Here is a 20,683-nt window from a genome sequence, read left to right as displayed (position 1 = left end):
ACTGTCGTCATAATTGATAGATACTGGCTCCGCGACTCCCGCTGACACCAGGATGAGGTGCGCGCACATGGAGCTGTCCCGTTCCGCTCACGTCGACACGTTCTGTCGTGATCGATTGCCACCTGCCGAGCAGTGGCCCGAACTGCGTTTCGAACTACCGGAATTGCGCTATCCGACCCGGCTGAACTGCGCCCGGGTCCTGCTCGACGACACCATCGATCGGCTCGGTGCCGAGCGACGGTGTCTGGTCACCCTGGACGAGCAGTGGAGCTACGGCGACCTGCGAACCAGGGCCGATCAGGTCGCCCGGGTGCTGACCGAGGACCTCGGCCTGGTGCCGGGCAACCGCGTCCTGCTGCGCGGCCCGAACAACCCGTGGCTGGTCGCCTGCTGGTTCGGCGTGCTCAAGGCCGGCGGCGTCGTGGTGACCACGATGCCGCTGCTCAGGGCGCACGAGTTGACCACGCTGTGCGAGATCGGCCGGCCCACGGTCGCGCTGTGCGACCACCGCTACCTGGACGAACTGACCGCCGCGGCCGTCCCCGGCCTGACCACCGTGGCCTACGGCGGCGACACGACCGACGACCTGACCCGGCGCTGCGCGACCAAGAGCGCCGGCTTCGAGGCCGTGGACACCGCCGCCGACGACGTGGCGCTGATCGCGTTCACCTCCGGCACCACCGGTCGGCCCAAGGCCACCATGCACTTCCACCGCGACGTGCCGGCCAACTCCGACACCTTCTCCCGGCACATCCTCAAGCCCACCCCGGACGACCTGTTCGCGGGCACCCCGCCGCTCGGCTTCACCTTCGGTCTCGGCGGCCTGGTGGTCTTCCCGCTGCACGTCGGCGCGGCCACCCTGCTGCTCGAACACGCCACCCCCGAGCGGCTGGCCCGGATCGTCGCCGACCACGGCGTCACCGTGCTGTTCACCGCGCCGACCGCGTACCGGGCGATCATGGCCGCGGGCCTGGCCGATCTCCTCCGGGGCCTGCGGCGCTGCGTGTCGGCGGGCGAGACGCTGCCCGCGGAGACCTGGCACGACCTGCACGCGGCCACCGGCATCGAGCTGATCGACGGCATCGGCGCGACCGAGCTGCTGCACGTGTTCGTCTCCGCCGCCGACGGGGACATCCGGCCCGGCGCGACGGGGCGGGCCGTACCCGGTTTCGAGGCCGTCGTCCTGGACGGCGACGGCAAGCCGGTCCCCGACGGCACGCCGGGGCAGCTCGCGGTCAAGGGCCCGACCGGCTGCCGCTACCTGGACGACCCGCGCCAGCTTGGCTACGTGCGCGACGGCTGGAACATCACCGGCGACACCTACGTCCGGGACGCCGACGGCTACCTCTGGTACCAGGCTCGCAGCGACGACATGATCGTCTCCTCCGGCTACAACATCGCCGGCCCCGAGGTCGAAGTGGCCCTGGCCGCACACCCCGACGTCGCCGAGTGCGGCGTGGTCGGCGCGCCGGACCCCCGCCGCGGGCTGATCGTCAAGGCGTACGTCGTGCTGCGCGAGGGGATCGCGGCCGACGCGGACACCGCCGAGCGCATCCAGTCCTACGTCAAGAGCACGATCGCGCCGTACAAGTACCCGCGCGCCGTCGAGTTCGTGACCGCCCTGCCCCGAACCGGCAACGGCAAGCTGCGCCGCGCCGAACTGCGCGCCTGGGCCGCCAACGCCGGCGAACCGGCGCCGAACTCCCCTGCCCCAAAAGCCTCGTGAAAGGCGCGACGATGCCCGAAGACAGCCCGACCGGCCCGACCGGCCCGACCGGCCCGATCCGGCCCACCGTGACCGACCCCACCGACCCGGCCGTCGACGACCGCGCCGAACCGCCCTCCGTCGTGGTCGAGCGCCGCGTCGAGTGGCAGGACACCGACGCGGCCGGCCACTACCACCACTCGGCCGTACAGCGCTGGGTCGAGGCGACCGAGGCGGTACTGCTGCGCCGACTGGGCGTGGGCGACCTGTTCGGTCGGATCCCCCGGGTGCACTTCGAGGCGGACTACCTCGAACGACTGTGGTTCGGCGAGGCCGCGTACATCCTGCTGCGCATCGACCGGGTGGGTACCAGCTCGCTGCACTACTCGTTCGAGGTGCGGGGCGAGCACGGCGTGGCCGCGACCGGCCGGCTGTCCGTCGTGCACTGTCCGCCGGATCAGAAGGGCGCGTCGCCGTGGCCGGACGAGGTCAGGACCGCGCTGTCCCGGGGCGGCCCGCAGCGCCCGGAGTCCTACACCTGAACCGCGCGCACCCCGCGTGATCGGGCGGATCGCACCCGCGATCCGAACCTTCGGATATCGCGTGATGTTGACGACCGTGGAATTTATTACATACGCTCGGATAGGCCGGGAATATTGGAGGACGCTGTGCGCATAGCAGTCATCGGCGGCGGGCCGGGCGGGTTGTACTTCGCCGCCCTCGCCAAGCAGCTCTCGCCGGCGTCGGAGATCACCCTGTGGGAGCGCAACGCACCCGACGACGTGTTCGGCTTCGGCGTGGTGTTCTCCGACGAGACCCTGGACGGCATCGCCCAGGCCGACCCGGAGATCTTCGCCGCGATGTCCGAGGGCTTCGCCCGCTGGACGGACGTCGACGTGCGCTACGGCGGACGCACGCTCACCTCCGGGGGGCACGGGTTCGCCGCGCTCGGCCGGGAGCGGCTGTTGCGCATCCTGCAGGAGCGCTGCGCGGCGCTCGGCATCGACCTGCGCTACCGCACCGAGGCCCCGCCCGTGGACGAACTGGCGCGCACGCACGACCTGGTGGTCGCCTCGGACGGGGTGCGCTCCACCGTGCGCGAGCGCTACGCCGACGTGTTCCGGCCCGATCTGGACGAGCGCGGCTGCCGCTACATGTGGCTGGGTACGGACAAGGTCTTCGACGCGTTCACCTTCATCGTCGACAAGCACGACTTCGGCGTGGTGCAGGTGCACGCGTATCCGTTCGACGACCGGCGCAGCACGTTCATCGTCGAACTGGCCGAAGACGCCTGGCGGCGCGGCGGGTTCGCCGAGTTCGCCGGTCGCGAGCTGCCGCGCGGGGCCAGTGACGAGGCGGGCATCGCGCGCTGCGAGGCGCTGCTGGCCGAGCACCTGGACGGACACCGGCTGATCCCGAACAACTCGCGGTGGATCCGGTTCACCACGGTGCGCAACGCCACCTGGCACCACGAGAACGTGGTCCTGCTCGGCGACGCCGCGCACACCGCGCACTTCTCCATCGGCTCGGGCACCAAACTCGCCATGGAGGACGCCCTCGCCCTGGCCGCGTGCCTGAACGAACACGCCGACATCCCGGCCGCGCTCACCGCCTACGAGGCCGAGCGCAAGCCGGTGGTGGCCTCCACGCAGCGCGCCGCGCAGGCCAGCCTGGAGTGGTTCGAGAACATCGACCGGGCGGTCGGCCAGGCGCCCGAGCAGTTCGCCTTCAACCTGCTCACCCGCAGCCGCCGGGTCACCCACGCCAACCTGTCCGAGCGCGACCCGGCGTTCGTGGCGCAGGTGGACGCGGCGTTCACCGCCGGGCGACCGGACCGGGTGGACGCGGCACCGATGTTCCAGCCCTTCCGGCTCGGCTCGGTCCGGCTGCGCAACCGCGTGGTGGTCCCGCCGATGGCCACCTACACGGCCGTCGACGGCTTCCCCGGCCCGTTCGAGGCCGCCCACCTGGGCGCGCTCGCGCTCGGCGGGGCGAGCCTGGTCTTCGCCGGCATGACCGCCGTACTGCCCAACGGCCGTGCCACCGCCGCCTGTCCGGGCCTGTGGTCCGACGCGCAGGGGACGGCCTGGCGCGAGGTGGTCACCCGGGTGCGCGAACAGGCCCCGAACGGGTCCCTGTTGGGCATTCAGCTCACGCACGCCGGGCGCCGCGCGGCCGGTTCGGTGCCCAACGCCGACGGCGCGTGGACGCCGCTGGGTCCGGACGGGTGGCCGACGGTGGCCGCGTCCGCGATTCCCTGGGATGCCGAGGGCGACTTCCGCCCGCGCGAGGCGGACCGGGCCGATCTGGACGCGATCACCGCCGCGTTCGCCGCCGCCGCCGCACGCGCCGACCGGGCGGGCTTCGACGCGCTGGAACTCCAGTACGGCCACGGGCATCTGCTCTCCGGTTTCCTGTCCCCGCTGACCAACCTGCGCGAGGACGAATACGGCGGCTCGCTCGCCGGCCGACTGCGCTTCCCGATCGAGGTGTTGTCCGCCGTGCGGGCGGTGTGGCCGAGCAACAAGCCACTGGTGGTGCGGATCTCGGCGAGCGACTGGGCCGAGGGCGGCACCACCGAGGACGAGGCGGTGCGGATCGCCCGGGCGCTCGCGGCGGCCGGCGCGGACGCCATCGACGTGTCCTCGGGCGAGGTCGTGCCGTACGAGCGACCCGCCTACGGACGCGGCTACCAGACGCCGTTCGCCGACCTGATCCGCAACGCGACCGGCGTGCCGACCATCGCGGTCGGCGCGATCTCCACCTACGACGACGTCAACTCGATCCTGCTCGCGGGCCGGGCGGACCTGTGCGCGGTGGGCCGCGCGCACCTGTACGACCCGCTGTGGACGCTGCACGCCGCCGCCGACCAGGGCTACGCCGGACCGGGCGCGCCCTGGCCGAACGCCTGGCGGCCCGGCAGTCGCAAACCGCCCGGCGCGGGTAGTGATCGAGTGCCGCCCCGGCTGCACCTGTCGCGCGCGGAGGTCGAGACCGTGCCGCGGCGGTGGCGGCCGGAGACCGACCCCCGCCTGGTCACCGCACCCGGCCGGAGGTGAGCCGACACCCCGACCTCGTATCCGCCGACCGAACAGCGCACCACGAGGAGCCCGCCATGACAGGTCCCACCCCACCGATCGTGCTCACCGGCGCCCAACGCGACGACCCGCCCCGGTTCAAGGCCGCCGCCGTCCAGGCCGCGCCGGTCTACCTGGACGCGGCCGCCACCGTGGCCAAGGCGGTCGCGCTGATCCGCGAGGCCGCCGGCAACGGCGCCGAACTGATCGTCTTCCCCGAGGCGTTCGTCCCCGGATATCCGTACTGGAACTGGACGATGAACCCGGTCCAGGGCTCACCCTGGTACGAACGCCTGTACCGGTCCTCGGTGGACGTACCGGGCCCGCACGTGGAAACGCTGCGCGCGGCGGCCCGGGCGGCCGGCGCGGTGGTGGTGATCGGCGTCAACGAGCGCGGCCCGCACAGCATGGGCGTGCTCTACAACACCATGCTGACCATCGACGCCGACGGCGAACTGATCGGGGTGCACCGCAAGCTGGTGCCCACCTGGGCGGAGAAGCTGACCTGGACCGGCGGCGACGGCAGCTCGCTGCGGGTGCACCCGACCGGCATCGGCCCGCTCGGCGTGCTCGCGTGCGGCGAGAACACCAACACGCTGGCCCGCTTCACCCTGCTCGCCCAGGGCGAACTCGTACACGCCGCGAGCTACATCGCCCTGCCCGTGGCGCCCGCCGACTACGACATGGCCGACGCGATCGCGGTCCGCACCGCCGCGCACAGCTTCGAGGGCAAGGTGTTCTCGGTGGTGGCCTGCTCGACCATCTCGCCCGAGATCGTCGACGCCATCGCCGGCGACGACGAGGAGGTGCGCAAGCAGCTGGGCCGCGAACGCAGCGCCTACTCGGGCGTGTTCGGCCCGGACGGCCGCCCCGTCGGCGAACCGCTGATCGACGACGAGGGCATCGTCTACGCCGACATCGACCTCGCCAGGTGCATCCAGCCCAAGCAGATGCACGACATCGTCGGCCACTACAACCGCTTCGACGTCTTCGCGCTGAACGTGGACAACCGGCCCCGGTCCCCGATCACGTTCACCCACGACCCCGCCACCGCGACGCCCCTCGCCCCCGCCGCCACCCCCGTACCCGAGGAGGAGACATGACCACCCAGGACGACAACATGCTGGGCCGGGCCCGAGTCACCGACACCCCGGAACTGAGCGCCTACTACGCCGAGTTGGCCGACCGCGAGGCCGGCGCGCTGTGGACCGTGGCAAACGAGATCGAACCCTGGTACCCGCAGCCCAAGTCGGTACCCACGCTGTGGCGCTACGCCGAACTGCGCCCGCTGGTGCGCAAGGCGCTCGACCTGGTCAAGGCCGACGACGCCGGCCGCCGGGTGGTCATGCTGGTCAACCCCGGCCGCCGGGACGTCAGCGCCGCCGCGGGCCTGCTCTACACCGGCCTGCAGATCATGGGCCCCGGCGAGTCGATGACCGCACACCGACACCAGGCCGCCGCGCTGCGGTTCGTCCTGGAGGGCACCGGCGCCTGGACGATCGTGGACGGCGAGAAACTGCGGGTCGGCGCCCGCGACTTCGCGATCACCCCGAACGGGACCTGGCACGAGCACGGCAACGAGTCCGACGACACGCCGGTGATCTGGCAGGACGGCCTGGACATCCCGCTGGTCAACGCGCTCGACGCGGGCTTCTACGAGGTCCACCCGGACGTCTACCAGGTGCCCGGCAAGGTGGTGAACTCCTCCGTCCTGACCTACGGCGGCAACCTCGTGCCGTACGGCGTCGAACGGTGGACCCGGCCCTACTCGCCGCTGCTCGCCTGGCCGTGGGAGCCCACCTACCAGGCGCTGCTCGACCTGGCGAAGGCGAGCGAGGGATCGCCGTACGACGGCCTGATCATGGAGTACACCAACCCCGCCACCGGCGGCTCGGTGATGCCCACGATGGGCGCGCACATCCAACTCCTGCGCGCCGGCCAGGCGACGAAGGCACACCGGCACACCGGCTCGGTCGTGTACACCGCGGCCAAGGGACACGGCGTCTCGATCGTGGCCGGGCAGCGGTTCGAGTGGCACGAGGGCGACGTCTTCGCGGTGCCCGCGTGGGCGTGGCACGAGCACGCCAACCTCGATCAGGGCGAGGACGCGGTGCTGTTCTCGTTCGACGACTTCCCCGTGATGCGTTCGCTGGGCTTCTTCCGCGAAGAGGCCTACGTCGACAACGACGGCCACCAGCCGACGCCGGCCGGCTGAGCCGGTTCATCCCGCACACCCACCACCCGAGGCGCCGCGACCGCGCCGCCCGGACGCAAGACAGTGAGGACACCCCATGCGCCTGGTCACCTACACCGTCGGCGACTCGTCGCCCCGCCTGGGCGCCGAGGACGGCGCGCACGTGACGGATCTGGCCGCCCTGGCCGCCGCCGCGGGCGTCGAACTCCCCGGCGACCTGCTGTCGTTCGTCCGGGCGGGCGCCGACGCGCTCGACACCGCGCGCGAACTGCTCGCCGGCGCGCCCGCCGACCGCCCGGCCGGCACCGTGCACGCCACGGGCGAGGTGCGGCTGCTCGCGCCGCTGCGCCCCGGGAAGATCATCGGCATCGGGCTCAACTACGTCGAGCACGTCGCCGAATCCAGCCGCACCCTCGACACCGCGAAGGAACTCCCGGACCGTCCGGTGCTGTTCGGGAAGCCCGCCACCGCGGTGACCGGCCCGGGAGCGCCGATCCTGCACAACGCGGCCCTGACCGCACAGCTCGACTGGGAATGCGAACTCGCGGTGGTGATCGGCCGAACCGCCTACAAGGTGAGCGAAGCCGACGCGTGGGACCACGTGTTCGGCTACAGCATCATGAACGACATCAGCGCCCGGGACCAGCGCCGCTCCGGGCAGTGGTTCTTCTCCAAGGGCCAGGACTCCTACGCCCCGTTCGGCCCGGCCGTGGTCACCGCCGACGAGATCCCCGACGCCCAGGCCCTCGACCTGTCGCTGCGGGTCAACGGCGACGTCAAGCAGAAGTCCAACACCCGGCACATGTTGTTCGACATCCCTCGGCTGATCGCCGACATCTCGTCCGGGATGACCCTGGAGCCCGGCGACGTGATCTCCACCGGCTCGCCGTCCGGGGTCGGCGCGGCCCAGGTCCCGCCGCAGTACCTGCGGCCGGGCGACGTGGTCGAGGCGACCGTCGAGCGCATCGGCACGCTGACCAACCCGGTGATCGACGCCCGCTGACGCGAACCCGCCCCGTTCCCTTGCTTCGGCATCAGCTTTCCCGGCATCAGCTTTCCCGGCACCAGCAGGAGGCCCCTCCCGTGCGTCAACACCCCTACCGCGTCGGCCAGATCGTGCCGAGTTCCAATGTCACGATGGAAACCGAGGTGCCCGCGATCCTGCGGGCCCGCGAGACGGTCGCTCCGGAGCGCTTCACGTTCCACTCCAGCCGGATGCGGATGACCCACGTCACCCCCGAGCAATTGGCCGCGATGGACGCCGACTCCGACCGCTGCGCCGTCGAACTGTCCGACGCTCGGGTGGACGTGCTCGGCTACGCGTGCCTGGTGGCGATCATGAGCATGGGACTCGGCTACCACCGGGTCTCCGAGGAGCGCCTGCACGGCCGCACCGTCGAGAACGGCGCGCCGGCGCCGGTGGTCACCAGCGCCGGCGCCCTCGTGCACGGGCTGCACACGATCGGCGCGCGCAAGGTCGCGCTGGTCGCGCCGTACATGCTGCCGCTGACCCGCACGGTGGTGGAATACCTCGGACACGAGGGGATCGAGGTGCTGGACTTCGAGGCGCTGGAGATCCCGGACAACCTCGACGTGGCCGCGCACGACCCGCTGCGCCTGCCCGACATCGCGGACCGCCTCGAACACGCCGACGCGGACGCGGTGGTGTTGTCGGCGTGCGTACAGATGCCGTCGCTCGCCGCGATCGAGGACGCCGAACAGCGGCTGGGCAAGCCGGTCGTCTCGGCGGCGGTGTGCACGGTGCACCAGATGCTCCGCGCCCTCGACCTGCCGGCCTTCGCGCCGGGCGCCGGACACCTGCTGTCCGGGGCCTTCGCCGACGCGCCTTCGGGGGCGGGGAGCGCGGCGGCGGGCGCCTGACCCACGAGCCTTCCGCGAGCCCTCGTCGGCCCGGCCCCGCATGCCGCGGGTCCGGGCCGACGAGGGCATGTCCATGGGGACGCCCGCCGTACACAGCGGGCGGTGATTGCGGCGATTCGTGCCTATTCCACCACGGTGGAATACTGGCACGCCGTTCCCCATGGAAGGAGACCCCGGATGGGCTTCGGCCCCGAGTCCTTGGCCGCGCTCGGCAAGGCCGTCACCGGGCGTGACCTCGCAGGCACGAAATCCGCCCCCGGGTCGACGCCGGGGCGGTGGTCGTTTCTCGCCGTCACCCGGGCCGACCTGGTGATCTGCCTGGTCGCGGCGGCCGTGGACACCTTCGGGTTCTTCATCACCCTTCCCTCCGCCGGACCGGGGGAGCGGGTCGTCGGGACGCTGTTCATGTTCGCGTCGGCCGCGAGTCTGCTCGCGCGCCGTCGGTCGCCGATCGGCGTGTTGTCGTTCGTGCTCACCCTGGTGGTGGTGCTCAACCTGCTCCTGGCGATGCCGCAACGTTTCGGGATCGCGCTGGCCGTGGCGCTGTACACGGTCGGCCTGGCCGGTCGGCCCCGGACCGTGGCGCTCGCGGCGCTGGCCACGCTGGTGGCCCAGGCGACGGGATATCGAAACGCGTCCGAGTCTTTCCTCTGGCTGTTCAGCGGCGACCTCGTGGCGACGCTGCTCGTGCTCGGGGTGAGCGCCGCGGTGCGCAACTGGCAGGGACAGGTCGAGGTCAACCGCGTGCTGCTGGCCGACCGGGCGCTGTCCGACGAGCGCCGCCGGATCGCCCGCGAACTGCACGACATCGTGGCGCACCACATCACCACGATGCACCTGATGTCCGGAGGTGCCCGGGCCAGCCTGGACCGGGACCCGGAGGCGGCCCGCGCCGCGCTGCTCACCCTGGAGGCGTCCGGCCGGGTGGCGCTCGGCGAGATGCGGCAGTTGCTCGGTGTACTGCGCAGCGACCACGACCCGGACCAGGCGGCGTCGGTCGCGCCGCAGCCCGGCGTCGACGACCTGGCCCGACTGATCGCCGAGTCCTGCCTGGCCGGGCTGCCCACCGAACTGCGCGTCCTGGGCGCGCCGCGCGCGTTGCCGCTGCCGGTGGGTCTGGCGGTGTACCGGATCACCCAGGAGGCGCTGACCAACGCCCGCAAGCACGCCGGGGACGCGGCGACGGCGACGGTGCGGCTGGAATACCTGCCGGGCGCGGTCGCCGTGGAGATCCGCGACGACGGGGGCGGCGAGGTGGCCGTCGGCGACTACGCGATGACCGGTGGTGGGCACGGGCTGGTCGGGATGCGCGAGCGGGTGGCCGTGCACGGCGGGTCGTTCGAGGCGGGACGGGCCGCCGACGGCGGGTTCCGGGTCGCGGCGGTGTTGCCGCTGGCGGGGGCGGAGCCGGAGCCGGCGGCCGCTTCGGCGTCGGTGGCGGGTGCCGGTCTCGTGTCCGAGCCCGGGCGGCCGGCCCGGCTGAGTCCGGCCGAGGTGGCGCTGCTGCGCCTGTTCGCGACCGGCAAGGCCGACGGCGAGATCGCCGCGGCGCTGCGGGTGGAGCCGGCCGAACTGGAGCGGCAGGAGGCGGACCTGCTGACCAAGCTCGACGTGCGGGACCGGGCCCAGGCGGTGGTGGTGGCGTACGAATCCGGCCTGGTCCGGGCGGGGCGGGGCGATCGCGCCCGCTGATTGTGCGTTCGCACGAACACCGGCGCTCGGGTTCGTCGTCGCGGCCATCAGCAGCGGGGCGCCGTCCGCGTAGCGTGCCCGTACGCCTCTCGGACTCCCGTGAAAGAAGGCCCCATGACCGGAACCGTCGTCGACACCGCGCACTGGAACGCCCGCCTCGCCGAGCTGATCACCGAGTTCGACGTGCCGGGCGCGAGCCTCGCGTTCTGGCACGGCGGCGAGGTGCACAGCTTCGCCGCCGGTGTGCTCAACCGGGACACCGGTACGCCCGTCTCGCCCGACTCGCTGTTCCAGATCGGCTCGGTGACCAAGGTCTGGACCGCCACCCAGCTGATGCTCCTCGCCGAGCAGGGCCGGCTCACCCTGGACACCCCGGTCGTCGACCTGCTCCCCGAGTTCAAGGTCGCCGACGCCCAGGTGACCAAGTCGGTGACGGTCCGGCAGCTGCTGACCCACACCTCCGGCATAGACGGCGACCTGTTCCTGGACACCTCGCGCGGCGACGACTGTCTGGAGAAGTACGTCGCGGCCTGCGCGGACCTGACCCAGAACCACCCGATCGGGGAGAGCTTCTCCTACTGCAACACGGGCTTCGTGATCGCCGGCCGGATCATCGAGCGGCTGACCGGCAAGACCTGGGACGCGGCGCTGCGCGAGCAGATCTGCGAGCCCCTGGGCCTGACCCACACCTGGACGCTGCCCGAGGACGTACTGCGCTTCGGCGCGGCGACGGGGCACGTGGAGGACGGCAAGGCGACCCCCGTGTGGGGTCTGCCGCGGGCGATGGGGCCGGCCGGCCTGATCTGCGCGCGGGCGAGCGACGTGGTCGCCTTCGGCCGGGCGCACCTGGGGACCGAGCTGTTGGCCGAGCCGACGGGGATGACCGAGCCGCAGGTGGACCTGCCGAACCCGTATACGCTCGCGCCGCAGTGGGGGATCGGGTGGATCCTCGACGAGTGGTCCGGCCACCGGGTGATCATGCACGCGGGCAACACCATCGGCCAGTCGGCGATGTTGTGGGTGGTGCCCGACACCGGCACCGTGGTGTGCCTGCTGGCCAACGGCGGCGAGACCTCGGCTCTGCAACGCGCGCTCGGCGGCGAGCTGTTCGCCACGCTGGCGGGCGTCACCATGTCGCCGCAGCTGGGCCCGCCGGAGACCCCGGTCGCGGTGGACGTCGAGCAGTACGCCGGCGTCTACGAGCGGGTGGGCAACCGCACCACCGTCTCGGTCCGGGACGGTCGGCTGCACATGCTCATCCAGACCACCGGCGAGCTGGCCGACATCTCGCCGGACATGGAGCTGACGCTCACCCCGGTCGACGAGACCACGTTCGTCGGGCAGCGCGAGGGCGCCACGCTGTGGGACAACGTGGTCTTCTACCGCCTCGCCGACGGCAGTCAGTACGTCCACATGGGCGTGCGCGCCACCCCCAGGACGTCCTGACCCGGTTCCACCGCGCGGGTTCGCCACCCCGACCCCGCGCGGTGCCCGGTGGTGGGCCGGCCGGTGCGGGTTTACGGTCGAACGAGTGGGCCCGTCCCGTACGGCCCGCGCCCACGGCCGCACCGCGGGCGGGCGTCCTCGATGCCTCGGCGGTGGCGGGCCCCTCGCCGGACCCCGCAGGACACACACCATGGCGCATCCGAACGCGACACCCTCGCAGACCGCCGCCGCACCGAAGCGAAGCGGCGGCAACGGCGCGGCGCTCGCGGTGATCGCCTCCTGCCAGTTGATGGTGGTCCTGGACATCACCATCGTGAACATCGCCCTGCCGCACATCCAGCGGTCGTTGGACTTCTCCACCACCGGCCTGTCCTGGGTGCTCAACGCGTACACGCTGACCTTCGGCGGGCTGCTGCTGCTCGGCGGGCGCGCGGGCGACATCCTGGGCAGGCGTCGGGTGTTCGTCTTCGGCGTGTTGTTGTTCGCGGTCGCGTCGCTGCTCGGCGGACTCGCGCAGAGCGCACCGGAGTTGCTCGCCGCCCGCGCGCTGCAGGGCGTCGGCGGCGCCATCGCGTCGCCGACCGCGCTCGCGCTGATCACCACCACGTTTCCCGAAGGCCCGACCCGCAACCGGGCGTTCGGGGTGTTCGCGGCGGTCTCCGCCGGTGGTGGCGCGATCGGGCTGCTCGCGGGCGGGGTCCTGGTCGAGTGGCTGAACTGGCGGTGGGTGTTCTTCGTCAACGTGCCGATCGGCGTGTTGCTGGCGCTGGCCACGCCGCGCTACATCCGGGAATCCGAGCGCCATCCGGGGCACTTCGACCTGCTCGGCGCGCTCACCTCCACGCTGGGCATCAGCTCGCTCGTGTACGGCTTCATCCGGGCCGCGCAGGAGGGGTGGCGCGACGCGTTCACCCTCGGCGCGTTCGCGGCGGCCGTGGTGCTGCTCGCGCTCTTCATCTCGATCGAGCGCAACTCCCGGCAGCCGATCACCCCGCTGAAGATGTTCGCCGACCGTAACCGGGCCGGTACGTACGGCATCATGTTGTGCCTGGCGGCGGCGATCTTCGGGATGTTCTTCTTCCTGACCCTGTGGGTCCAGGACGTGCTGGGCTTCAGTCCGCTGCGGACCGGGCTCGCGTTCCTGCCGATCAGCGCGGTGATCGCGGTCGGCGCCGGATTCGCCTCGCAGTTGCTGCCCCGCTACGGGCCCAAGCCGTTCATGGTCGGCGGTGCGCTGCTCGCGGCGGCGGGGCTGGGCTGGCTCACCCGGACCGACGTGCACAGCACATACCTGGGCAGCATCCTCGGGCCGACGCTGGTGTTCGGGGTGGGCATGGGCATGCAGTTCGTGTCGTTGACGCTGATGGCGGTCTCCGGCGTGCGGGCCCGCGACTCGGGCGCGGCCTCCGGGCTGCTCAACGCGATGCAGCAGGTGGGCGGTTCGCTCGGGTTGTCGATCCTGGTCACCGTGTTCGGCACGGCCAACCGCAACGAGGCCAAGGACCAGGTCCCCGCCTTCCTCGCCCAGGCCACCCCGACACAACGGGCCGAGTTCGAGCGCACCGGCGTGCTGCCCGCGCCGTGGAGCGACCAGGTGCTCACGAGCGGCGTCTCCGCGGCCTTCGTCGTGGCCGCGATCTTCGCGGTGGTCGCCGCGGTGATCGCCCTGTTCGTCATCCAGGTCCGCGCCTCCGACCTGGAACGCCTCCAGGGCGGCGCGGCGCCGCCTCCGGCCTGACCACAATCTTTTCCCACGACCGGCACCCCGCGCCCGCCCACTACGCGACAATGCGTACACGGCACATCACCAGGAGCGGAACACCGGGGGATCCGATGGAAGCGGAACTGATGACGCTGGCGGCGTCCGGAGCAACCACGCTGGTCGGCCTGATGGTCTCCGAATCCTGGACCCAGGCCCGCACCCGCCTGGCCGCCTTCTTCACCCGCGGCGGCTCCGAGCCGACCGGCACCGAACAGGAACTCGACGCCGCCCGACGCGAGTTGACCACGGCCCAAGCCGAAGGCAACGACGTCGTGGCCGCCGACATCGAAGCCGAATGGCGAACCCGCCTACGCCGAGCCCTGGAAGCCGACCCGGCGGCCGCAGCCGACCTCCGAGCCCTGCTCGACGAACTGACCCCGCTGGCCGCGACACCCGCCGCCCCGGTGACCAACACCATCACCGGCGGCACCCAACACGGCCCGGTACTCCAGGGCCGCGACTTCTCCGACCTGACCTTCCACACCCAACCCCCACCGTCTCCGGAGACCCCACCGGTCCACCCCTGACAGCCGCCACCGGCTGCAACGTCGGCTCTTGGCCCGGTCGGGTAGGCGGCGTGCTCAGTCCGCCAGTTGATGATGTAGGCGATCTTGCCGAGGCGGTTTGCTTCGTGAAACTGGCGGTGTTGTTCGACCGCACCGGGCCGACGACGTCGTTATTGCGGAGAGACGGTGCCGTCAACAGCAGTTCGGCAGAGGTGCGGCCGGCGTCCAAGAGGTGCTCGGAGGGCTCCAGGTTTTTGCCGGTGAGACGGTCGTGAACATCCTCGACGGACATCGCGTCGTTGACCACAGCTCTCGCTGATGTGGATCTTGTAGCCGACCCAGGCGGATACGCGCTTTTTCGCGTGCCGGGCTTGCGGATCACGGGGCGAGGCGAGCAGTACTCCGTTGGGCGGGAGATCCTCCTTCCCCTGCCAGGTCACATCCTGTTCGCCGTCACCGATGGTATGGGTGAACTGCGGCACTTACACGGTGGCGGTTGGAATCTCCCGCAACCACGAAAGTGCCGCCGGCGCGAAGACCGCTTCGAGCAGCCGATGTCCATCCGCGGCGATCTGCCGGGCCATAGCGTCACTCTCGTTCGTCGACGGGGAGCCGGCATGCGTCGATAAGCCCTCCGTAGCGTTCCTGCAACTCCGGTTCCATCCATGCTGCGGTCGGCACGTCGTGGAGTCGGCGCGCTGCCGCCCACCAGAGGTGACCAGTCCCATTGCGGTGTGATCGAAGCCCGGATCGGTCTGCTCCCGACCGATCCGATACCTCACCTCGATTCTGGCCCGCACCGCGTGCGCGGCTTGACGGTCGGTGAGATTCTCGACGACCTGCAATACGCTCACCAGGGCCGGTTGGCCGGGTGAGCTACCAGGACTTCTACGGACTCCGAACGCCTCGCCCGCGTCCGTGGGCCAATGCTCACCATCCTCGAGTCTCAGGAGAGCAAGTACCAATTGATTACGACGGCTTCACCCAATTAGGCAATAAGCTTCCACAATGTATACGAGCATAGTGAAGCGGGCGGAGCGTTCCACGACGGGGTGGTTCGGTTCGGTGCGTGCCCGAGGCGAAGGCCTCCTGCCCGGAGACGAGGAACCGCGAGATCGTTCGCCTTGGCGGGTCGCTCGCTGATCGAGACTGCTCCCTTGATCCGCGAGCGCCACCAGCTGCGGCGACCAGTCCTCGGCGAGCCTCTCGGCCATGAAGTCGCGAAGCCGCGCACCGTCGCGAGCGGGCACGGCCAGCGACGGGCGTGGTCCCGTGCTCGGTCCTCGGTATTCACGGCCAGATAGCGGGAGGGCCCTTGTCCCGGGCGGACTCCCAAGCGGTGGAAATGCCCCTGCGTCGACTGAATGAGCTCAACGCTGCGGTCGTGACAAGTCCGAACCTACATAGCTACCGCGTACACCGCCGACATTCCACATCGGGACTATGGTCGGCTATTCCGGCTCGTCGCCGGAGGCGGCCATAGCCTCGATTACCTCGGTCGACAGCTTGCCTGCGAAAAGGGCCTGGACGAGTTCGCGGGACCTTTTCGCCGGCGTAAGACTGCCCGTCGGCATATTCAGCGGATGGGACCACCATCGACCCGGGTGGAGCTCGTCCCAGGCGGGTCTCTTGCCGGTCTTGCGCCGGTCGGCTCCGGGGTCGTGGTTGCCGAAGCCGTCCACGACGCTGTTCCAGACCGGTCGGTACTGCTTGATCATCACCCGTTCGGCGAGGCTGACGAAAGCCTCGATCGCGACCAGGTAGCGAACGCGAAAGTGGTCGACTTCCAGATCGTGTGCCTGCTCGATCGACTCCTTGTGTTCCTGGATGCGATCCCACAGGGAGGTCGACTCGTGGCTCGGATCGTCTGAGCCCTTGCGAGTGCCCTTGGGGCGAGCCTGGCCCACATAGATGGGGACGAGGCAGTCCTCGGAACTGATCGGCCCGTACAGCCCGTGCGGACCCGCGTAGTAAAGCGCGTACACGCCGTCGCCAAACGTGTGAGTCACCCGCCCCAGTGGCTCGGCGGGACGCTTGAGGAGTTCCGCCTCCACGCTACGGCCCAAGTTGTCGAGTTCGAGTGGGTTGAACGGCGTGAAAGTCTGTGCCGTGGTCGACCACATCTTCATGTTGCGCCGTTTCTTGTACGGGCGCTTGGGGGCCACGGGCCGTGTGCTCTCCGAGGCCGGCCCCGGTGGCGTTGTGGACATCATTCCTCCGCGAGAAAGGTCGCCCCGTAGGGGCGTAAACCAAGGTGCGAGGTGCGTGAGGGCGCGACCTCAGTCTCCGTGGACGATCTCCGTGCCTCGGTAGTACCGCGACCCGCTGGGGTAGTCCTCAACCTTGGGGTACATGATCACGTATCCGGGCAGCGCGGTGATCTGCCAGCCGGCCGGGAGGTGGCTCGCGATCAAGGCGAGGAGTCCGTGCGCGGTGACAGGGCCTCCCGGCGGATCGACGATGATGGTCTCGAAGACGCTGTCCGCCTGATACCTGAAGAGGTATGGCAGCTGATCCTTGACGGCCTTGAGCAGGTCCGCGACGGTGAGCGTGCCGTCCAGGGTGTCCGTGTCGTACGACAGCGTCGTGAACTCGAAGTCGAGGTCGATAGGGTAAAAACGATCGAAGTGGGTGTCGTCGACCTCCGTCATGTCACGGCGCTTGCCGGGGTCGTTGTTGCCGAACCCGTTGTAGTTCCAGGGCACCTCGCCCAGCTCCCGGTGCCGATTGATGAGGAGACGCTCTGGTGCCACGGCACCGAAGTCCTCGTCGACGTAAAGGCAGGTGAACGTCATCGCGGCGATGTCGATGTTCTTGCGGCCGGCGATCTTGTGGAAGTGCTTCTCGACGCGCTGAGGCAGCGACCGATCGGCCTTCCCGACGTAGACGAGGCTTTCGTCGAGGTAGAGCTGATACACGCCGGGTTCGGGGCGTAGGCCCCGGATGTTCGCCAGGGTCAGTACCACAGGCTTCAGGCCCGCGAGTGCGGCGGCGAGTTGGTCGCCGAGTGCCTTGGTGATGCTGAGCTTGAACTCCGCGTGGTGAGTGTTCGCCTTGTCGCTGTACGTGTGCGACGTCATCCGATCGCCCCTTCCCCCATCGTGCGCGAGCGAAGCGCCAGGGACACTACTCGATCGCGCCGCTACCGTCGTGTCGACGTCAACCGACCCGTTACTCCGCGGTACGCTTTGCTCATGTCTGATCAGCGAAATCACCGCCGCAAGGTGGGTACCTCCGTCGAGCTGTTCGCCGGCGGCGGCGGGCTCGCGCAGGCCGTCCACAACGCGGGCTTTCGACCGCTGCTGGTGAACGAGTTCCACAAGCGCGCCTGCGAGACGCTGGTCGAGAACCACGCCATGCGGTTCGGCAAGGAAGATATCCCGATCCCGGAGTCCGAGGACACCTGGTGGCCGCTGTACGAAGGCGACGTCAAGGACTTGGAGTTCGACTACCTCCTGGACGAGGAAGTGGACGTCCTGGCCGGCGGCCCGCCGTGTCAGCCGTTCAGCCTCGGTGGTGTCCACAAGGGCGATGAGGACGAACGGAACATGTTCCCGCAGATGTTCCGAGCGATGGAGCAGATGCGCCCCAAGGCGGTCATCTGCGAGAACGTGCGCGGGTTGTTGCGGGCCTCGTTCGCTCCGTACTTCCAATACATCCTCAAGGCGATGGAGGCCCCGTGGGTCGCTCGCGCGAGGTACTCGAGTTGGGAAGAACACGACGACGCGCTACGCGACGCCCTTGCCCGCGAACCGCTCAACTCGGCCCGGCGATACGTTGTCGATCCCATGCCGGTGAACGCCGCCGACTTCGGAGTGCCGCAGATCCGCCACCGAGTGATCATCGTGGCGTTCCGCGCCGACCTCGGGGTCGACTGGGAGTCACACAGGCCTACCGCTCGGTATTCGGAGCGCGCACTCATCAACTCCATCGTCGGCGGCAAGTACTGGAAGCGGCACCAGGACGTTCCTCCGGAGGTGCGGGAGCGCGTCGTGGCGTCGCTTCCGAAAGACCTGCCGGCCGACAACCTGAAGCCGTGGCGGACACTGCGCGACGCGCTCAAAGGGATCGATTGGCATGACAACGGCAAGGACGTTGAACGCGAGTTGCCGCCGGTCCCGGCGGAGTATCTCAAGCCGAAGCGACACGTCGACGACGACCCGACGATCGACCCGCTGCACTTCGGTTGGCCGGGCGCGCGGAAATACGCTGGTCACACCCCCAACGTGCTCGACCGCCCCGCGAAGACGGTCAAGGCGGGAGTCCACGGGGTGCCTGGCGGCGAGTCGGTTATCGAGCTGGACGACCCGACATACGACGGCACCGGCTACCGCTACATGACGGTCCGTGAGGCTGCTCGGGTGATGACGTTTCCCGATGACTGGAAGCTCAAGGGTCCGCGAGGCGAGCAGATGCGCCAGCTCGGTAACGCGGTGCCGGTCAAACTGGGCGAGGTGTTCGCGGACGCGGTCGCGGTGGCGCTTGAGGCCGCCGGCGTCGAGCCGAAGGAGAGGGCGAAGAAGCGCCGTGCCCGCGACAAAGGTTGACCCACCGAGCCGCTGGAAGGACAAACCTCCGCCTGGCCGCGCGTGGCGGGCGCGCGCTCGGATGAACCCCCAGGCGCGGTCGGCCGAGCAGGATCGCGCGGCCGGCGGCATCCAGCGGCGCGCCGTGAACCTGGGCGATGGCAACTTCGCCCGAGCGTCGATCGCGCTGAAGGTGTACCCGAAGACGCGTCGCATCCGCGCTTACCTGCGCTGGTCGGATCAAGGACGGACCCGTACACGCTATGTCGGCGAGGTCGACCAGCCCACCCGTGCGGCGAATCTCGCGCAGGCGTGGCGAAAGGCCCAAACGGACCAGCTCGTCACCACGGAACCGCTCCCCGAGGGGTCTTGGGCGTCCTCGCCGGCGGTGCGACGGTCGATGACCGGAAACCGGGGACGCGACACAAAGCCGGAGTTGCGGCTGCGATCGGCCCTGCACCGGCGAGGCCTGCGCTACCGGGTGTCGGTACGTCCGGAGGAACAACTGCGGCGTACCGCCGACGTAGTCTTCGTGAGATCCCAGGTCGCGGTGTTCGTTGACGGCTGCTACTGGCACGGGTGCCCCGAACACCATCGACCATCCTCCAAGAACACCGCCTTCTGGCGGCAAAAGATCGACGGTAACCGTATCCGTGACGCGGAGACCACCTCCGCTCTGGAGGCGGCGGGGTGGACAGTGGTGCGGGTTTGGGAACATGAGGACGCCGACGAGGCCGCGCGTCGGATCGCTGGGATAGTTCGATCCAAGAGTTGACCGGGCATTTACAGGTCGGTACCCCCGCCGCCGTTACCGACGCCTTTCACTGGCAAGCTGATCGCAGACGTATCGATCGGTACGGGCATCCACGGGAGGGCGTCGGAAATGGACTTCCAGAGAGTCGGTCCGTTCGATTCGGACGCGGCTGCGGACTTCATCCGAGACCTGTACGACACTGACGCCGATGGACGCCTCGCGGCGATCGAAGCCGCGTTGCGTATCGGGGCCGACCCCAGTGACGACTTCCTGGACAGCCACGAGGCCGAGGCTGCGATCGTGGCCGCCGCGATCGTGCGGACGTTCCGGGCCACAGGAATGGAAGGCGTGATCCCAGAGCCGATCGCGTTCCTCGGCTCGGCAGGACTGCCGCCGATTTCCCGGGAACTCGTCGCGCTCGCGGCTCGTGCGCTGGAGCGCACAGTGGCGGCGGACTCAGAACTGAATGAGATGTGGGCCGCGACGGCGAACCACCAGTCGTGGAGAGCCACTGTTCTCGCGTTGTGCCGCGAACTCACGGCCTGACGCCCGTAGGCAGACCCAGCGGTCCCAACCATGGTGTTTCACGAATCGTGGATGATGAAACAGACGGCGACGCCCGCGAACGCTTTGTGGATGTCGTCACGCCTTCCCATCGGAGGCGGAGGCGGTAGACGCCGTGTCGAGGATGTCCACGCGTCCATTTCGGAGGCGGTTTGGGCAATAACGACCCACTCAGCGACCACAGTTGCCCCGAGACAACCTGTTCACCTTCTGCCATACCCTAAACAACGGGCTGACCGGCTGGGCGGCGCGGTCACGTGCGGGAGAACGGTTCCCGCCCGTAGGGACGGCATTAACCTCGGGACCCGACGGATCCACGAGACTCCTGAAACGCCGAGATCCCGCCCGACCCACACGGGCCGAACGGGATCTCGCCGATCAAAACCGAGCCACCACAAGAGCGGCCCTTACGTGTCCGAGGGGGGACTTGAACCCCCAAGCCCTTTCGGGCACTAGCACCTCAAGCTAGCGCGTCTGCCAATTCCGCCACCCGGACCGGGTGGTCGCCGCCCCTGGGTTGCTGCGGTGACGTGGAGAACCATACCAAAGGTCGGGGGGTGGGTCGGACCGGGGTGG

The 20,683-nt window shown here is 70.0% G+C and carries 17 protein-coding genes and 1 tRNA gene; 14 read left to right on the top strand and 4 right to left on the bottom strand.

Annotation, left to right across the window (positions count from 1 at the left end; translation table 11 throughout):
- Window positions 1-67: 67 nt before the first annotated feature.
- From EMA17_RS34720 to EMA17_RS34670, 11 genes are all read left to right on the top strand, one after another.
- Window positions 68-1,726, top strand: coding sequence for an AMP-binding protein (locus tag EMA17_RS34720; RefSeq protein WP_126641146.1), 1,659 nt, complete (start codon window positions 68-70; stop codon window positions 1,724-1,726).
- 11 nt (window positions 1,727-1,737) lie between these two features.
- Complete coding sequence (locus EMA17_RS34715; RefSeq protein WP_126641145.1) at window positions 1,738-2,247, top strand: acyl-CoA thioesterase; 510 nt, start codon at window positions 1,738-1,740, stop codon at window positions 2,245-2,247.
- 126 nt (window positions 2,248-2,373) lie between these two features.
- A complete protein-coding gene (locus tag EMA17_RS34710) occupies window positions 2,374-4,764 on the top strand; it encodes an oxidoreductase (RefSeq protein ID WP_160161674.1) in 2,391 nt (796 codons plus the stop codon).
- Window positions 4,765-4,820: 56 nt separating this feature from the next.
- The gene (locus EMA17_RS34705) at window positions 4,821-5,885 is read left to right on the top strand and encodes a carbon-nitrogen hydrolase family protein (protein ID WP_126641144.1); all 1,065 of its coding nucleotides are present in this window, start codon (window positions 4,821-4,823) and stop codon (window positions 5,883-5,885) included.
- Window positions 5,882-6,997 (top strand): cupin domain-containing protein, encoded by a 1,116-nt coding sequence (locus EMA17_RS34700; protein WP_126641143.1) that lies wholly within the window; start codon window positions 5,882-5,884, stop codon window positions 6,995-6,997. Before EMA17_RS34705 ends, EMA17_RS34700 begins: the two co-directional genes overlap by 4 nt.
- Window positions 6,998-7,073: 76 nt before the next feature.
- The gene (locus tag EMA17_RS34695) at window positions 7,074-7,979 is read left to right on the top strand and encodes a fumarylacetoacetate hydrolase family protein (RefSeq protein ID WP_126641142.1); all 906 of its coding nucleotides are present in this window, start codon (window positions 7,074-7,076) and stop codon (window positions 7,977-7,979) included.
- Window positions 7,980-8,113: 134 nt separating this feature from the next.
- Complete coding sequence (locus EMA17_RS34690) at window positions 8,114-8,857, top strand: maleate cis-trans isomerase family protein (protein ID WP_126641141.1); 744 nt, start codon at window positions 8,114-8,116, stop codon at window positions 8,855-8,857.
- A 177-nt stretch (window positions 8,858-9,034) separates the two neighbouring features.
- Window positions 9,035-10,549, top strand: a complete 1,515-nt coding sequence (locus EMA17_RS34685) for a helix-turn-helix transcriptional regulator (RefSeq protein ID WP_126641140.1) — start codon at window positions 9,035-9,037, stop codon at window positions 10,547-10,549.
- Between the two features lie 114 nt (window positions 10,550-10,663).
- Window positions 10,664-11,995, top strand: coding sequence for a serine hydrolase domain-containing protein (locus EMA17_RS34680; protein ID WP_126641139.1), 1,332 nt, complete (start codon window positions 10,664-10,666; stop codon window positions 11,993-11,995).
- 190 nt (window positions 11,996-12,185) lie between these two features.
- Window positions 12,186-13,733, top strand: a complete 1,548-nt coding sequence (locus tag EMA17_RS34675) for an MFS transporter (protein ID WP_126641138.1) — start codon at window positions 12,186-12,188, stop codon at window positions 13,731-13,733.
- Between the two features lie 95 nt (window positions 13,734-13,828).
- On the top strand, window positions 13,829-14,284 hold the full coding sequence (locus EMA17_RS34670) for a hypothetical protein (RefSeq protein WP_126641137.1): 456 nt from the start codon (window positions 13,829-13,831) through the stop codon (window positions 14,282-14,284).
- Between the two features lie 461 nt (window positions 14,285-14,745).
- On the opposite strand, the gene EMA17_RS53450 is transcribed toward EMA17_RS34670, so the two are convergent.
- From EMA17_RS53450 to EMA17_RS34655, 3 genes are all read right to left on the bottom strand, one after another.
- Window positions 14,746-15,117 carry a transposase gene (locus EMA17_RS53450; protein ID WP_218043161.1) on the bottom strand — a complete coding sequence of 124 codons (372 nt, stop codon included), beginning with the start codon at window positions 15,115-15,117 and terminating at the stop codon, window positions 14,746-14,748.
- 597 nt (window positions 15,118-15,714) lie between these two features.
- Complete coding sequence (locus EMA17_RS34660) at window positions 15,715-16,428, bottom strand: Eco29kI family restriction endonuclease (protein WP_246127097.1); 714 nt, start codon at window positions 16,426-16,428, stop codon at window positions 15,715-15,717.
- A gap of 114 nt (window positions 16,429-16,542) precedes the next feature.
- On the bottom strand, window positions 16,543-17,343 hold the full coding sequence (locus EMA17_RS34655; protein ID WP_126641136.1) for an Eco29kI family restriction endonuclease: 801 nt from the start codon (window positions 17,341-17,343) through the stop codon (window positions 16,543-16,545).
- 114 nt (window positions 17,344-17,457) lie between these two features.
- Between EMA17_RS34655 and EMA17_RS34650 the strand changes: the two genes are divergently transcribed.
- The 3 genes from EMA17_RS34650 to EMA17_RS34640 all read left to right on the top strand — a co-directional run bounded on the left by EMA17_RS34650 (window position 17,458) and on the right by EMA17_RS34640 (window position 20,089).
- Entirely contained in the window at window positions 17,458-18,810 is a 1,353-nt protein-coding gene (locus EMA17_RS34650) for a DNA cytosine methyltransferase (protein WP_126641135.1), read from the top strand.
- Window positions 18,811-18,871: 61 nt separating this feature from the next.
- The gene (locus tag EMA17_RS34645) at window positions 18,872-19,564 is read left to right on the top strand and encodes a very short patch repair endonuclease (RefSeq protein WP_126641134.1); all 693 of its coding nucleotides are present in this window, start codon (window positions 18,872-18,874) and stop codon (window positions 19,562-19,564) included.
- Window positions 19,565-19,672: 108 nt separating this feature from the next.
- On the top strand, window positions 19,673-20,089 hold the full coding sequence (locus tag EMA17_RS34640) for a DUF4259 domain-containing protein (protein WP_126641133.1): 417 nt from the start codon (window positions 19,673-19,675) through the stop codon (window positions 20,087-20,089).
- 430 nt (window positions 20,090-20,519) lie between these two features.
- On the opposite strand, the gene EMA17_RS34635 is transcribed toward EMA17_RS34640, so the two are convergent.
- Window positions 20,520-20,603, bottom strand: a tRNA-Leu gene (locus tag EMA17_RS34635).
- Between the last annotated feature and the right edge of the window lie 80 nt (window positions 20,604-20,683).

Source organism: Embleya hyalina (genome assembly GCF_003967355.1).
In the GTDB taxonomy this organism is placed as follows: Bacteria; Actinomycetota; Actinomycetes; order Streptomycetales; family Streptomycetaceae; genus Embleya; species Embleya hyalina.
Note: the sequence above shows the minus strand (reverse complement) of the source record. Positions and strands in the feature narration are given on the sequence as shown.

Coding starts and splice junctions, on each gene's coding strand:
- EMA17_RS34720 (WP_126641146.1), top strand. CDS start 68: ATGGAGCTGTCCCGTTCCGCTCACGTCGACACGTTCTGTCGTGATCGA.
- EMA17_RS34715 (WP_126641145.1), top strand. CDS start 1,738: ATGCCCGAAGACAGCCCGACCGGCCCGACCGGCCCGACCGGCCCGATC.
- EMA17_RS34705 (WP_126641144.1), top strand. CDS start 4,821: ATGACAGGTCCCACCCCACCGATCGTGCTCACCGGCGCCCAACGCGAC.
- EMA17_RS34700 (WP_126641143.1), top strand. CDS start 5,882: ATGACCACCCAGGACGACAACATGCTGGGCCGGGCCCGAGTCACCGAC.
- EMA17_RS34695 (WP_126641142.1), top strand. CDS start 7,074: ATGCGCCTGGTCACCTACACCGTCGGCGACTCGTCGCCCCGCCTGGGC.
- EMA17_RS34690 (WP_126641141.1), top strand. CDS start 8,114: ATGGAAACCGAGGTGCCCGCGATCCTGCGGGCCCGCGAGACGGTCGCT.
- EMA17_RS34685 (WP_126641140.1), top strand. CDS start 9,035: ATGGGCTTCGGCCCCGAGTCCTTGGCCGCGCTCGGCAAGGCCGTCACC.
- EMA17_RS34680 (WP_126641139.1), top strand. CDS start 10,664: ATGACCGGAACCGTCGTCGACACCGCGCACTGGAACGCCCGCCTCGCC.
- EMA17_RS34675 (WP_126641138.1), top strand. CDS start 12,186: ATGGCGCATCCGAACGCGACACCCTCGCAGACCGCCGCCGCACCGAAG.
- EMA17_RS34670 (WP_126641137.1), top strand. CDS start 13,829: ATGGAAGCGGAACTGATGACGCTGGCGGCGTCCGGAGCAACCACGCTG.
- EMA17_RS34655 (WP_126641136.1), bottom strand. CDS start 17,343: ATGACGTCGCACACGTACAGCGACAAGGCGAACACTCACCACGCGGAG.
- EMA17_RS34650 (WP_126641135.1), top strand. CDS start 17,458: ATGTCTGATCAGCGAAATCACCGCCGCAAGGTGGGTACCTCCGTCGAG.
- EMA17_RS34645 (WP_126641134.1), top strand. CDS start 18,872: ATGAACCCCCAGGCGCGGTCGGCCGAGCAGGATCGCGCGGCCGGCGGC.
- EMA17_RS34640 (WP_126641133.1), top strand. CDS start 19,673: ATGGACTTCCAGAGAGTCGGTCCGTTCGATTCGGACGCGGCTGCGGAC.